Origin of the sequence: Pseudomonas sp. Irchel s3b5, assembly GCF_900187435.1 — a bacterium.
Classification (GTDB): domain Bacteria; phylum Pseudomonadota; class Gammaproteobacteria; order Pseudomonadales; family Pseudomonadaceae; genus Aquipseudomonas.
Genome location: NZ_FYDY01000001.1, coordinates 380071 through 393243, shown reverse-complemented (window position 1 = coordinate 393243; position 13173 = coordinate 380071). Strand labels below are relative to the sequence as shown.

Genomic DNA, 13173 nt, shown 5'->3' with positions numbered 1-13173 from the left:
GACCCAACCAAAAAATGAAAAAACCGACTTGATGCATATCCATATGGTTATGGATGTTTGCCCTCCCGGTATTCTTCACCGACCTCGCGCAACGCTTCCACGCACCACTGGGCTGCGGGTGTCACGGGCAACACCGGATTTGTGCAGAGCCCCACGGAACCGCCAGGTTCACGCATCCCAAGGTCCAGCTCCACCAAATCGCCTTGCCTCAAGTCCTGCCTGACGGCGTCAAATGGCGCAACCCAGACGGCCTGACTGCATTGCACATAGCGTCGGCTCAGGGCCACCGAAAGGGTTTCCAGGCGTTGTCGGGATGGCGTTATCCCGTGCTGCACAAACAGGCTGTCGGCGAACTTGCGGATCGTCGTCCCTGCCGACGGCAATACCAGCGGGTAGTCTTCGAGATTTTTATGCCCCATTGGATCGGCGAGTAATGGATGGCCGCTACGGACCACCAGGGTCATGGATTCGCTGTAGAGGTGTTCGAACGCCAGCCCGAAAATCAATGGGCTATCGGTCATTCTGCCGACCACCAGATCCAGTTCACCGACCCGCAGTCGGGACAGCAAGTAGGCACTGGGCCCGGTCACCACACTGACCACCAGCGCGGGATGCCGCTCGTGTAGTCGGGCGACCACTTCAGGTACCAACAGGCTTTCGACCGTGGACAGCGCACCAAGCTGCACGGTAATGGGTTCATGTACCCCGGAGCGCAAACTGTTGACCCCTTCACGCAGCGATTGCACGCTCGGGCCCGCATACCGCAAAAAGGCCACCCCGGCCTCGGTCAGTGTCGAGCCCTTTTTACTGCGTTCAAACAGAGAGGCTTGCAGCAGGGATTCCAGTTCTTTCAGCGTTTTGGAAAGCGCGGGCTGGCTGATGGCCAACTTATCGCAAGCACGGGCCAGGCTGCCCTGGCGCGCCACTTCGAGAAAACACACCAGATGACGGAACTTGATTCGGGTATCGATGTTCAATCGGGCGCTCTGCCTGGGTGGAACTGCGCATTTATTATTGTTGAAGCGAAAAATTCGGTCAGTTGTACCGTGCTGCGTTGGTCACGTGCTGCATTTAAAGACACATTATGTATGCCTGAGCAGAGCCTCAACGTCATCAAGGCCAATTTTCGGAATCACTGACTTCGGAATTCGTGACGTGGGGGAAAGATTGTAAACGGCGAACTGATCGCCCATCACTTTGTTGGCCATTAGCTGCAATGAAGGCAGAATTCTTCGAGGGAAGTGCTGATCCAACCCGCAGGGCGATACAGCGACCTTGCCGGTTTCATAGAAGCGACCCACAGATTGGTTCAGGTCGACACCTACAAGGAACACTTTGGTGAAACCGACATGATAAGCAATCTGCAAGGCCAGGTAGGCTACGGTGCGGGCATCGAAAAACCCGAGTGATAGATCCTTGCTGAACCCCAGTGACCTAGATCGCTTGCCCCAAAATGCACGGTTGCGTATCAGGCCCTTTTCGCGTGTTACCAGTGCCTCCAGCAAGGATGGATCCCTCACCTTTTTCAGTGGAAAGACTCTTCCGGCCGGTACTACGGGCAATGCGTCCAGCTGATCTTTCCACAGAGCAACATGCTGGCTGAGCTTCAGCGCCACGGTAAATAATTCTGGTTGCTGACGGGGGAAACCTAAGTCAGTGCACGCGTAAAAAAATGGCCTGATATCTGTTTTAGCAAACATCGAGATTGCGCCATTCATGGTAATCATCGGAATGTCTGCAAATCGCTCAATAGGAAAGTCCTTCGCGGAACTCCCCGACGCAATAATGAAAACAGCGCCCTTGGCAATGTTTCGGCAGTCTGCAAAATCACTTGCTGAATATTGCCAGTTGCAATTCAAAATGCTATGCGATTTCACAAGTCCCTCATATTTCTAACTAAATAGATATCCTTGCCCAATGTGCCTCAGCAACTTGCGCGTGTCTATCAGACAAGACTGGTTTTTTCTGCACATCTTCGCAAGCCCCCGGCTCATCACGGCAAGCTCTACACCTCAGCTTGTCGCTGCTGCCGCGAATGGTAAGCATCCCGTCTTTCCAATCTATAAGCATTCCCCATATTCCAATACACAATCGCTCTATAAATAGAAAGGCGGGCACCTTCACACGGCTTACCAGCTGCTCGCTGACGCAAACCAGGCGAGCTTATATATATTTGCACTTTCGGCGACCGACAAAGGAGTAGAAACATTCTAAGCGGTACTTTGCTTCACAACCGCTTCTCGATCGGATGTACTCCGGACATGGTTACCTTCACTTGGAAGACGCACATCACGGCTTGCCTGAAACTGCCGCCACACCTTCTTCGCGCAGACGTTGCAACAGCATCTGCGTATTGTCCGCACAACCCATGCCTTCGGGCTTGCTCTCGACGCCCTCGATGACCAGTAGCAGTTGCGCTTTATTCAGGGCCAGCCGCTGCTGCAGGATCTCGATTTCCTCAACCTTGCGCCTGAGCCCACTGAGCAACGCGTCATGCTGGCAACCGTTCGCATTCATCGGCAGTAATTGGCGGATTTCTTCCAATGAAAACCCCGCAGCCTGTGCGCCGGTAATGATTCCCAGAACCCGCTCCGTGTCAGGTGCATAGTCCCGATAGCCGTTGGCTTTGCGTTCGACAGATATGATCAGGCCGCTCGCTTCGTAGAAACGGATGCGTGAAGGCGCCAATCCGCTGATTTTCGCCAGTTCGCCTATTCTCATATTCCACCCAAAAAAGCCATTGACCTTAAAGCTGACTTTAAACCTTAAGTGATCTGGCGGCCAAGCGGCGCAGATTTAATGGAACTCAGGGGCAAGTGAGCCAGACCAGGATCGGCTCCTCTGACCGCCTGTTGGGTGGGCTGCACTTTGTTCAATAAGGGACACGATCAGAACACGACTCTGATCATGGCCTCCATTTCATACAGGAGATGCGAACATGGGGTATGTCACTACGCAGGACGGTGTTGAGATCTTTTACAAAGACTGGGGGCCGCGCGATGCCCGAGTGATCTTCTTTCATCACGGTTGGCCACTCAGTGCGGACGACTGGGATGCGCAGATGCTCTTTTTTCTGGCCAACGGCTACCGGGTCGTTGCACATGACCGACGCGGCCACGGGCGATCCAGTCAGGTCTGGGACGGGCACGACATGGATCACTATGCCGATGACGTTGCGGCCGTAGTCGACCATCTTGGCGTACGAGGTGCTGTCCATGTAGGACACTCCACCGGCGGTGGGGAAGTCATCCACTACATTGCTCGCCACGGCGAAGACCGAGTGTCGAAGGCCGCCATCATCAGCGCCGTACCGCCGTTGATGGTGAAGACCGACAACAACCCCGGCGGGCTGCCAAAATCGGTTTTCGATGACTTGCAGGCACAGCTGAAGGCCAGCCGCGCGCAGTTCTACCACGATATCCCGACCGGACCTTTCTACGGGTATAACCGCCCTGGTGCCAAACCGTCAGCGGGCATCATCTTGAACTGGTGGCGACAAGGCATGATGGGCAGCGCAAAGGCACATTATGATGGGATCGTGGCCTTTTCTCAGACCGATTTTACCGAAGACCTGAAAAGCATCACGATCCCCGTGCTGGTGATGCATGGTGATGATGATCAGATCGTGCCTTATGAAAATTCTGGACTCTTGTCAGCCAAACTGTTGCAAAACAGCACGCTGAAAATCTACTCGGGCTACCCACACGGAATGCCTACGACGAACGCCGATACGATCAACGCCGATTTGCTCGCTTTCGTACGAGGTTAGGTAACGGTGGGTAAAAACCGCGCCTAATGACTTCAAGCCACTTACTCGGAGATATGAGCGCTCCTACGCTCATATCTCCGAGGCATTCATGTTTACTGCTTTTGCAAATCTCCAGGTTTGCGTAGGCATTGCTGCCCGAGAGGAACTCACCCTTGGCATCGACGAAGGTGGCCGGGTACTTGGCGCCGACGTTTTCCATGTTGACCGCAGGCACGTCACCCTTGTAATCCGGTGGAAGCCAGGTAATGGTCAACGGTGAATGAACGTCCAGAGGTCGGTATTCAGATTTTCGATAGCGTCTTTAAAGTCCTTGGTGGTGATTCGCTGACTCTCGTTTTTCAGCTGCGTGCCGAATACCTTACGCACCACTTTGGCGATTGTCTGATGGGTTTTCGCGTCAATGAACTCGGCTTCGATGAACAGATTAGTGTCTTGGTCCCGGTATCCGGTGGCGGCTTGTGTCGCGCCGACAACCGCCGCAATCGGCATCACTTCATACCACTTCATGCCTTCGTTCGAAGCGCTGACGCCAGTGATGGCCGCACGCAGGATCAGAGTGCGTGATCCGGCCGGTGCAGCGGCCGCGTTAGACACCCTCTGGTACTTCTGGCCCAGCACGAGCTTGGCCTTCCTCGACATGAAGTCCTGCAACTCGGCCAGCGTCTGCTGATTGACCTGCTCGTTGGGTTTGGGCGCGGGATAAAACTCCAGCGTTCGGAACGCTATGGTGTCATAGGCATTCGGGTTCCACGACGGGCTCACCCAGCGCATGGCCTTCTCGCCCGTGGTGGTGGTCACTTCCTGCAGGTTGTCGTAGTTGGACAGGAAGCCCGAGTACTGCTCGCGTTCGGTTACTTGGGAGGTGCAACCGCCGAGTAGCAGGCCGGCCAGTGCGACGCCAATAAACAGTTTGCGGGCCAAGGTCATAGGGAGGCACTCCACGAAAAAGTCGTGTTCCGTTGTTGTCGGTGAAGCCCTGGGCATTGATTTCACGGCGACGCGTTGATTAACCATCCTGACCGCGATCAGCAAAACGCACCGCGATAGCCTGGAATTGCTCATGGTTGGCCAGGAAAACCTCGCAGATTTCTGGGTCGAAATGCGTAGCACATCCCTGGCGGATTATCTCCAGCGCCTGATCGTGTGACATGCCCTTCTTGTATACGCGTCGGCTAATCAGCGCGTCATAGACATCCGCCACCGCCATGAGCCTGGCGCTGATGGGGATGTCATCGGCACTCAGCCCGTCGGGATAACCGGTACCATCCCACTTCTCGTGGTGGCTGTAGGCGATCTCCTTGGCAAGGCACAGAAATCGCACCGAGATGCCCAACTGCTCTTCGGCATGCCGGATGGCATCGCGTCCCAGTACCGTATGGGTCTTCATCGTCTCGAACTCTTCCGGCGTGAGGCGCCCCGGCTTGAGCAGTATGTCATCGGGTATGCCGATCTTGCCGATGTCATGCAGCGGAGCCGACTTGAACAGCAGGCGGATGCTCTCGTCATTGAGAAAATGCTGGAACCTCGGATGTTCGCGAAGCATCTCGGCCAGTAGTCTGACGTAGTGCTGAGTTCGTCGAATGTGGTTACCCGTCTCATTGTCGCGGGTTTCGGCCAGCGAGGTCATGGCCTGAATGGTCACATCCTGGATGGCGGTGAGCTCGGCGGTGCGGCGCTGGACTTCCTGCTCAAGGTAAGCCTTCTGATCACGCAAAAAGTCGGCGGCCGCCTTGATCTTCAATTGGGTTTCCACCCGAGCCAGCACGATGGGTGGGTTGATCGGCTTGGTGATGTAGTCCACGGCGCCCATCTGCAAACCCAGGATCTCGTCTTCCATTGTCGCCATGGCGGTGATGAAGATGATCGGGATATCAGCGGTGCGCGGATCGCGCTTGAGCTGCTCTGCCACCTCATACCCCGACAGATCAGGCATCATGATGTCGAGCAGAATCAGATCCGGGCGAGGCTCCTGCACCGCTGCCTTCAGCGCGCGCTCACCGCTGATGGCCACCCGCGTGCGGTAGATGTCCTTCAGCAGGCCATTGATCAGCTTAATGTTCTCCGGCGTATCATCGACAATGAGGATGATCGGGCTAAGTGAGTAGTTTAGCGTTTCACTCATGATGCTCCCTCCAGCACGGGGTATCGCGGGCCGTCGATGCACGTTTGAGTGTTAGCCGTGCGGCCTCGAAGTCAAAGTTGTCCACCTCATTCAGCAACTGCTCGAAACTGTCCTGGCCGAGTGCTCCGCGCAACGAATCCGCATACTGCTCCAGATAATCCGGCGCTGCTCCGTCATTGGCCTCCAGCAGGTGCATGAGCGCTATGGCATGCTGTGCCCAGTCGACGCTCGATACCACTGCCGGTGCTGCCTGGCCGCTACCCAGCGCTTGGCGAATCGCATGCACAGCCAGCGAGAGCGCTTCGATCAATTCATTCACCAATGCGTCCGACTCAGCGTGCGCCCTGATCGCGGTTTCCAGCTTACCGGCCATGACTTGCAGGCCGCTGAAGCCGAGGTTGCCTGCAACGCCTTTCACGGTATGGGCCATTCGCTCGGCCGTCGCCCGATCACCCGCGCGCAGCGCGTTCCCCAGCGCTTGCCCTGCCAAAGCCCAGCGGTCGGCAAATTGACCCAGCAGCTTGATGTATAGCTGGCGATTGCCCGCCACTCGCCTCAGTCCGTCGGCGCTATCTAGCCCTGGAATGTCCGGTAGGCGCTCCTCGCCCGATGCGGCGCTGGACGGCTCCACTGCCGCCGACCGAGGTACGACCCAGCGCAGAACCGTGGCGATGAGTGCTTGCGGATCCACGGGCTTGGTCACATGGTCGACCATGCCCGCCTCGATGCAGCGCTCCCGGTCCTCGACCCTGGCATGTGCGGTCATAGCAATCACCGGGATCTGTGCGCAGTGAGGCTCGACGCGAATACGCCGGGTCGTCTCGAGACCATCCATCTGCGGCATCTGTACGTCCATCAGCACCGCGTCGTATTGCGCTGCAGCCAACATTGACAGCGCCTCGCAGCCGTTGCCGGCAACTTCCACCAGGGCACCGGCAGCCTCGAGAAGCTCCCTGGCAATCTGTTGGTTGATTTCGTTGTCCTCCGCGACGAGCAGGCGCACTCCGGCGAGCACCTGCGCCTGCGCAATGGGTACGGTTAGCGCCACCACGCCCGTTTGCGGCGCGAATAAGTTGACCAGTACCTCTACCAGCGAGGACTGGTTGACCGGCTTGACCAGGAACGCGCGAATGCCGGCCGCTTGCGCAGCGGCGTGCATTTCGTCATGCCCAAATGCACTGACCATGACGGCGTACAGTGCAGGCTGCAGGCCAAGAGCCCGGCGCGTCGTCTCGATGCCATCCATCTCTGGCATTTGCCAATCCACCAATAGCACCCGGAACGGGTCGTCGGCCGCAGCACCGCGAAGGCTCTCCAAAGCAGCCTCGCCTGACGCCACCGCGACCGGCGAAAGCCCCGCTACGCGAAGCATGTCGGAAAGGATCTGGCGCGCGTCGGCATTGTCATCGACGACCAGGACGCGCGCTCCGGCGAGCTCCGCAGGGACAATCTGGTGCTGCGTACGCATATGCTGGTCAAGACCAAGCCAGACGCTGAAAGAGAACGTGCTGCCGTTGCCCGGTTCGGAGTCCACCGCGATCGTTCCGCCCATCAGCTCGACGATGCGCTTCGAGATGGCAAGGCCCAGGCCGGTACCGCCGAATTGTCGCGTGGTAGAGCTATCGGCTTGGGCAAAGGCCTCAAAGAGTCGCCCGGTTTGCTCGGGAGTCATGCCGATACCGGTATCGCGGACACGAACCTGCAGCTGAACTTTGCCGCCGGTGCGGCCCAGGTTGCGAACCACGACTGTCACCTGCCCATGCTCGGTGAATTTCACTGCGTTGCCTACCAGGTTCAGGATGACCTGGCCCAGGCGCAGCGGATCTCCAAGCAGCGTCTTGGGAACGTCCGACGCCCGGTCGAACAGCAGCTCAATGCCCTTGTCGTAGGCCTTTTGCGCAATCAGCGAGGACACGTTGTCGAGCACCGCATCGATCTCAAACGGTACTGCCTCGACGCTCAGCTTGCCGGCCTCGATCTTGGAGAAGTCGAGGATGTCGTTGATGATGCCAAGCAGCGAAGTGCCCGCCTTATGGATCTTCGAGACATAATCGCGCTGCCGCTGGTCCAGCGAAGTCTTCAGCGCAAGGTAGGACATGCCGATGATCGCATTCATGGGCGTGCGGATTTCGTGACTCATGTTTGCAAGGAAGTCGCTTTTTGCCCGCGTCGCCTCTTCAGCAATCTCCTTCGCCCGCTGCTGCGCGTGCTCTGCTGCCTTGCGCTCGGTGATATCCTGCAGCCAGCCGAGCAGCCCTTGCTCCCCCTGGATCTGGATTGGCAGGTAGGTGACAAGCATGGTGCGTTCGCGCCCCTGCCGGTCACGCATCGGTACTTCCTGGCCCTTTGCGATGCCGTCGTCCGTGAGTCGTTCGACGATGGCTTCGCGATCATGCCCATTCGCGTAAATCTGCGAAGCAGCGTCACCGACGCCTACGCCGAACGTTTCACAGAAGCGGGGGTTGGCGAAGCGGATCACGCCCTGGGTAGAAAAGGCTATGTTGATTGGACTCGTATCGAGGATTGCCTGCAGCCGCGCGCGTTCTTCGCTAAGCGCCACTGCTGCCGCATGATGATCCGTGACATCGCGCACCCAGCTGGCGACCAGGGTCTCACCGTGGATTGTGACGAATGATGCACCGACCAGAACCCAGAGAATTGATCCATTTTTGTGCAACAGGCGGGTCTCGAAGTGTTCGACCTTGCCGTTTCGTGTCAGCAGTTCGAGGAAGCGTTCGCGCTCCTCAGGATCGACATACAGGCTCGTGGCGTTGCGCCCGAGCAGGTCCTCGCTGACATAACCGGTCGCCTGTGAAAAGCGTTGGCTTACTTCCCTGACGGCCCCGTTCCGATCTGCCAGCACCAGGCTGGCGGGGCTGGTATCCATGAGCGCGCGGGTGAAAGCTTCGCGCTCGGCCAGCTCTGCGGCAACGCGCTTGCGCTCGTCCACTTCCCGGTTGAGGCGTCGGTTCCAGGCCAGCATGGCGCCAAGCAACAGCAGGACCGCGACCAAGCTCGGGATCGCCCAGCTCATTACGGTTTTGATATCGAGGCTGTCCTCGTTGAAGGAATCCTCGAACAGCCGGTATTCCATGAGCGATACGCGATAGTACCGCCGCCAGCTCGCATCGAGCGGCGAATCAATGCGATTGCTGGACTGGAAGAAACGCTCCAGCGCTCGCGCGAGATCCGGGGCGTTGCGCGCAACACCCCACCCAACGCTGGTCGCTTCGCTGACCGGAAACGCAATGGAGAGACGTTCGGGATCTTCACGAGCCCAGCGCAGCGCGCTTTCGCTACCCAATACCGTGAAATCCACCTTCGCATCGGCGACCAGTTTCACCGCCTGTTCGGTTGGCGCATAGACCATTTTGACCGGCTGACTGGAGAGAGGACCGCGGTTGGCTTCATCGATCCACTGCTCGTAGTCCGTGCCCTTCTGCACTGCCGCCGACAGACCGAGCAAATCAGACACCTCGTTGCCCAGGGGCTGGTTGGAGCGATGGACGATGACCAGGTTGCGTACCCGGTAGTAGGGCACGAGCAACATCTTCGTTTCGCGCCAAGGGATGATATGCAAGTCATTTGGATAAAGATCACAGCGGCCGTCGGCGAGTAGCTTCGGGTCGTAGCTTTCCCCGCGTACGGTCTCGCCCCGATCGTCGTGAAACTGCGCATCGAAACTCGGCAGTTCCGTTACCTGTGGGCGTAAACCGAGTGACTGCGCGAACGCCTCCGCATTAGTCCGGTAGAAGGAAGCGCTTGAGCCAGCCACGCATATGCGTAGGACGCCGCTTTCCTGAATCTGGGACAGCGTACGTGCTTCCACGCAGGGCATGCCCAGCCCCAACAAGCCTCCCAGCGCAAGCAACGCTCCCCAGCGCGGATTTGTTTTCAATATGCACCTGCTGGTAGGTAATTGCTCACGATCCAACTCGACATATCCTTGTGAGCGCCCTTGCACGAGCTTGTCCGCCGCCCTGCACTGGAATGATAGGCTTTTGGAGTGTAGGCATACGCTACAGCAAGCGCCAGCAACAAAAACTGGGCCAGCTAGCGACTTTCAAACGGCTACTCACCGTTCGGAAAGTGAGTTTCCGGACGCTTACTCAGTACTCGTACACCTAAGTTTCGCCAATGTCCGCTATGGGGCGATTCTGTTGAAAAAGTAGCTCCCCTGTCTGACCTGCGGCAAAATTGCTTCATTGGCCGGCGGGGGATCACAGAGCATGATGGGACAGTTATCAAGTGGGCAGGAGCGACTGTTTTAAGATGAAGTCCCCAACCACTCGACCTTTTCCAAAGTTATTTGCCCACCTCAAGCGCATCCTGAAACTGGATCGCTTGCGACTACGTGGCATGAGTGGCGCGACCGATGAGTTCACGTTGGCTGCCGCGGTACAGAACCTGCGACGGCTGGCCAAACTTACCTCTCAAGGGGCACCAGTCACGGGATAGGTGCGCCTGCACCAAGCAAAAAACCTCAAATTAACCCAATAACAAAGCAGTAAAGGTCAACGAAGGACTGAAAAACCACTCAATGTGGTGAGTAGGTTCTCCGCTGGTGGCCGTGCCTGAGTTCAGGTGAGCTGAAAATCCGACTTTTTCAACAGCATCGACCCAAAGCGGTCATCCAGAACAAGTGACTATCCCTGTGCTTTCTTCAGCCCTTTCAAGCGCACATTCGCCCTTTGCACCGCGGCCATTTTTTCAGGCCGCTTCATGCGTTTCTACTTTCTGATGTCTTCCTTGCTTCGCCCGCAGCTCACACACAAATCACCACTGAGCTGGCAAACTGAGATGCAGGGATTCTCGATTTCTTTAGCCATTGTCAGCCACCTTTGGCCGCACGTGATTGAGTCAGGCGGATTTTCCAGTCGCCTCCGTGAGTTCGCAGACACTCCTCCTCAGAGTCGAATCGGACACTGTGGTCTGAAGGGATCAGGTCGATGTTGGCGTCATTCAACGCGATGGACGTCAACTCGAAGATGCGCGCCTTAGCGTCAACCAGGGCGTTCTTTCTGTCAGCCAGGGTCTCGAATACCCAGATTACCTTCAGGGTTTCAGCCAACGCGTTCAGGTTTGCGATGTGGGTGAGCCACGCAAAGCCTTTGATTTCACCTTTTGCTGTTTCGCACGCTTCGGTGAGCGTGGTTATCAACCGACGTTCGATTCGTGCCAGTTCACGTTTCCCTGGAGGCATTACGGGTTCCTTTGGAGACAATGGTGGGCAAGTGCTGAATCAGAGAGGTCGAAACTCGACCGTCAGATGACTGACTTCGTGAACTGGCTTGAGACGTTCACGAATGCTATCGGCGTTCGCAGTGGCCTCACCAAGGACGCTGACGATGGCCGCATGGGCTTGCGGTCCAACCCGCCAGACGTGCAAGTCCGTGATAGTGGCATCCCCCGGTTTCTCAACCAGTTCGCGGATTTCCTCGGCAACGTGTGCGTCTGTCTGATCCAGCAGTACTCCTGCGGTGGTCCCCATCAAGGTCCATGCCCAGCGCGCAATAACAATGGCGCCGACAATGCCCATGACCGGGTCCAGCCACACCCAGCCGAGATACCGGCCGGCGAGCAGTGCAGCAATGGCCAGAACGGAAGTCAGCGCGTCTGCAATGACGTGGACGTAGGCCGATTTCAGGTTGTTGTCGTTCCCGTGATGGGCATGGCCGTGATCGTGATCGTGTCCATGAGTGTGCCCATGGCCCAGCAGCAGGGCACTGACAATGTTGACGATCAAACCGGCAATCGCGATGAGCGTAGCGGTGCCGAACTGAACTTCCGTTGGCTGCAAGAGGCGTATGACAGACTCAACGCCAATTCCCAGGGAGACCATACCGAGAATCAGCGCCGAGGCGAATCCGCCCAAGTCTCCAACCTTTCCGGTACCGAAACTGTAGCGCTGGCTGGAAGCGTGGCGTTTTGCGTATCCATAAGCCGCCGCCGCGATGCCCAATGCGCCAGCATGAGTTGCCATGTGAAAGCCATCAGCCAGTAACGCCATCGAGCCTGTGATATAGCCAGCGGTGATCTCGCCAACCATCATCACAACGGTCAGTGCCACAACCCAAAGCGTACGCTTGGCATTTTCGTCGTGCGCTGAGCCAAGGAACACATGGTCGTGTGTGTAGTTGATGTTCGTGCTCTTCATGAGCGTGTTCCTGGATGCGTTCACTTGGAGTAACGGCGAATGGCTTCAAGAAGTTCCTCGACGCCTTGGTTACGCTCCTCTTCGCTGAGAGCAGGGTTCGCGACATGCTCCCGCGCGTGTTCCTCGATGATTTCCTCCATCAAGCCATTGATGGCTCCGCGAGTAGCGGCAACAAGGTGCAGTGTTTTGGCGCAATCGAGGTCCGACTCCAATGCCCGCTCAACGGCTTGGATTTGTCCGGCGATGCGTTTTACGCGCTTGAGAAGATCGTCTTTGTTTGCTGCAATATGACCCATGGGATACCCCCCCTACCTATACATTGCGCATGATAGGCATACCCCCTATACCTATGCAAGGTTCGGCGGACGGAGGGATTATCTGCGCGCCCTTGCGGGAAGGAGATACTTCAATTTCGAGCGCAGAGCGAGAGAATTTGGAGGGGCCGTTTCTGGCCGGTTTCTGCCTGTCCATAAGGGCAGCTCGTGTCTCACAGAACAAGTTCTAAACCAGCTGGCGGATCCCCAGAGACAAAATCAAACCACCGCACAGTCGATCGATTGCTTTTTTCCGACCTTGATACGTGGAAGCAATCTTAGGCTGCGATAGAGCGATTGCGACCATTCCATACCAGGTCATTGAAACCACCACTACAACTGCCAGCATCGACGAAAACGTGCCTAATGAAACATGGGCGGGGGCAGCGGCTGAAAAAACAGCGGCATAGAAGGCCATGGACTTGGGGTTGCCAATGTTGGTAATCACCCCCTGAATAAAAGACTGCCTGCAACTACCGGCGACGGCATCATTTAGCGGCCCAAGCGCATTCTTCCCCGCATTGATCAACAGTCGGAATCCGAACCACATGAGGTAGGCGGCCCCTAGAACCTTTACAGCAAGTGCAGCCCAAGGGAGCGCAGCAAATACAATCCCGAGACCTGCAATTGCACAGGTGGACCAGAACAAGTTGACCAGTACGATACCCGCTACCAAGGCCAGAGCTTCTGACCGTGTAGCAGCCACCGCTTTATGGATCACTGCGACGAAATTTGGCCCAGGGATAACGACACCGGCCAAGTAGACCAAAAAAACTGTCAAAACGGCGGAACCATCGATCATGTGCTTCCT

11 protein-coding genes and 2 pseudogenes are annotated in these 13173 nt (G+C 57.0%); 2 read left to right on the top strand and 11 right to left on the bottom strand.

Annotated elements, in window-relative coordinates; genetic code table 11:
- Positions 1–47: 47 nt before the first annotated feature.
- The 3 genes from pcaQ to CKW15_RS01710 form a co-directional block, all read right to left on the bottom strand.
- Positions 48–977 (bottom strand): pca operon transcription factor PcaQ, encoded by a 930-nt coding sequence (gene pcaQ / locus CKW15_RS01720; protein ID WP_095151405.1) that lies wholly within the window; start codon positions 975–977, stop codon positions 48–50.
- Between the two features lie 105 nt (positions 978–1082).
- Positions 1083–1877, bottom strand: a complete 795-nt coding sequence (locus CKW15_RS01715) for a lipopolysaccharide biosynthesis protein (protein WP_095056781.1) — start codon at positions 1875–1877, stop codon at positions 1083–1085.
- Between the two features lie 412 nt (positions 1878–2289).
- Positions 2290–2721, bottom strand: coding sequence for a MerR family transcriptional regulator (locus tag CKW15_RS01710; protein WP_095056780.1), 432 nt, complete (start codon positions 2719–2721; stop codon positions 2290–2292).
- 217 nt (positions 2722–2938) lie between these two features.
- Between CKW15_RS01710 and CKW15_RS01705 the strand changes: the two genes are divergently transcribed.
- On the top strand, positions 2939–3769 hold the full coding sequence (locus CKW15_RS01705) for an alpha/beta fold hydrolase (RefSeq protein WP_095056779.1): 831 nt from the start codon (positions 2939–2941) through the stop codon (positions 3767–3769).
- Positions 3770–4018: 249 nt separating this feature from the next.
- Here the strand turns inward: CKW15_RS01705 and CKW15_RS01700 are convergent, their stop codons facing one another.
- The 3 genes from CKW15_RS01700 to CKW15_RS01690 form a co-directional block, all read right to left on the bottom strand.
- Positions 4019–4696 carry a DUF3313 domain-containing protein gene (locus CKW15_RS01700; protein WP_095056778.1) on the bottom strand — a complete coding sequence of 226 codons (678 nt, stop codon included), beginning with the start codon at positions 4694–4696 and terminating at the stop codon, positions 4019–4021.
- Between the two features lie 79 nt (positions 4697–4775).
- Entirely contained in the window at positions 4776–5891 is a 1116-nt protein-coding gene (locus tag CKW15_RS01695; RefSeq protein ID WP_095151404.1) for an HD-GYP domain-containing protein, read from the bottom strand.
- Positions 5884–9825 (bottom strand): response regulator, encoded by a 3942-nt coding sequence (locus tag CKW15_RS01690; RefSeq protein ID WP_095151403.1) that lies wholly within the window; start codon positions 9823–9825, stop codon positions 5884–5886. The genes CKW15_RS01695 and CKW15_RS01690 overlap by 8 nt, the downstream gene beginning before the upstream one ends.
- A gap of 371 nt (positions 9826–10196) precedes the next feature.
- On the opposite strand from CKW15_RS01690, the pseudogene CKW15_RS01685 reads away from it, so the two are divergent.
- Positions 10197–10349, top strand: a pseudogene (locus CKW15_RS01685) (IS5/IS1182 family transposase); the annotation flags it as partial.
- Positions 10350–10537: 188 nt separating this feature from the next.
- Here CKW15_RS01685 and CKW15_RS01680 read toward each other — a convergent pair.
- The 5 genes and pseudogenes from CKW15_RS01680 to CKW15_RS01660 all read right to left on the bottom strand — a co-directional run bounded on the left by CKW15_RS01680 (position 10538) and on the right by CKW15_RS01660 (position 13164).
- Positions 10538–10720: pseudogene (locus CKW15_RS01680) on the bottom strand (DUF1289 domain-containing protein).
- 2 nt (positions 10721–10722) lie between these two features.
- Entirely contained in the window at positions 10723–11094 is a 372-nt protein-coding gene (locus tag CKW15_RS01675) for a hypothetical protein (RefSeq protein ID WP_095056775.1), read from the bottom strand.
- A gap of 39 nt (positions 11095–11133) precedes the next feature.
- Positions 11134–12048: a CDF family Co(II)/Ni(II) efflux transporter DmeF gene (dmeF, locus tag CKW15_RS01670; RefSeq protein ID WP_095151402.1), complete on the bottom strand. Its 915-nt coding sequence runs from the start codon at positions 12046–12048 to the stop codon at positions 11134–11136.
- Positions 12049–12068: 20 nt separating this feature from the next.
- Entirely contained in the window at positions 12069–12344 is a 276-nt protein-coding gene (locus CKW15_RS01665) for a metal/formaldehyde-sensitive transcriptional repressor (protein ID WP_095056773.1), read from the bottom strand.
- A 205-nt stretch (positions 12345–12549) separates the two neighbouring features.
- Positions 12550–13164 (bottom strand): LysE family translocator, encoded by a 615-nt coding sequence (locus CKW15_RS01660; RefSeq protein WP_095056769.1) that lies wholly within the window; start codon positions 13162–13164, stop codon positions 12550–12552.
- Between the last annotated feature and the right edge of the window lie 9 nt (positions 13165–13173).

What these genes read in the sequence shown, in the direction of transcription:
- CKW15_RS01710 (WP_095056780.1), bottom strand. Translation starts at nt 2,721, where the DNA reads ATGAGAATAGGCGAACTGGCGAAAATCAGCGGATTGGCGCCTTCACGC.
- CKW15_RS01705 (WP_095056779.1), top strand. Translation starts at nt 2,939, where the DNA reads ATGGGGTATGTCACTACGCAGGACGGTGTTGAGATCTTTTACAAAGAC.
- CKW15_RS01700 (WP_095056778.1), bottom strand. Translation starts at nt 4,696, where the DNA reads ATGACCTTGGCCCGCAAACTGTTTATTGGCGTCGCACTGGCCGGCCTG.
- CKW15_RS01695 (WP_095151404.1), bottom strand. Translation starts at nt 5,891, where the DNA reads ATGAGTGAAACGCTAAACTACTCACTTAGCCCGATCATCCTCATTGTC.
- CKW15_RS01675 (WP_095056775.1), bottom strand. Translation starts at nt 11,094, where the DNA reads ATGCCTCCAGGGAAACGTGAACTGGCACGAATCGAACGTCGGTTGATA.
- dmeF (WP_095151402.1), bottom strand. Translation starts at nt 12,048, where the DNA reads ATGAAGAGCACGAACATCAACTACACACACGACCATGTGTTCCTTGGC.
- CKW15_RS01665 (WP_095056773.1), bottom strand. Translation starts at nt 12,344, where the DNA reads ATGGGTCATATTGCAGCAAACAAAGACGATCTTCTCAAGCGCGTAAAA.
- CKW15_RS01660 (WP_095056769.1), bottom strand. Translation starts at nt 13,164, where the DNA reads ATGATCGATGGTTCCGCCGTTTTGACAGTTTTTTTGGTCTACTTGGCC.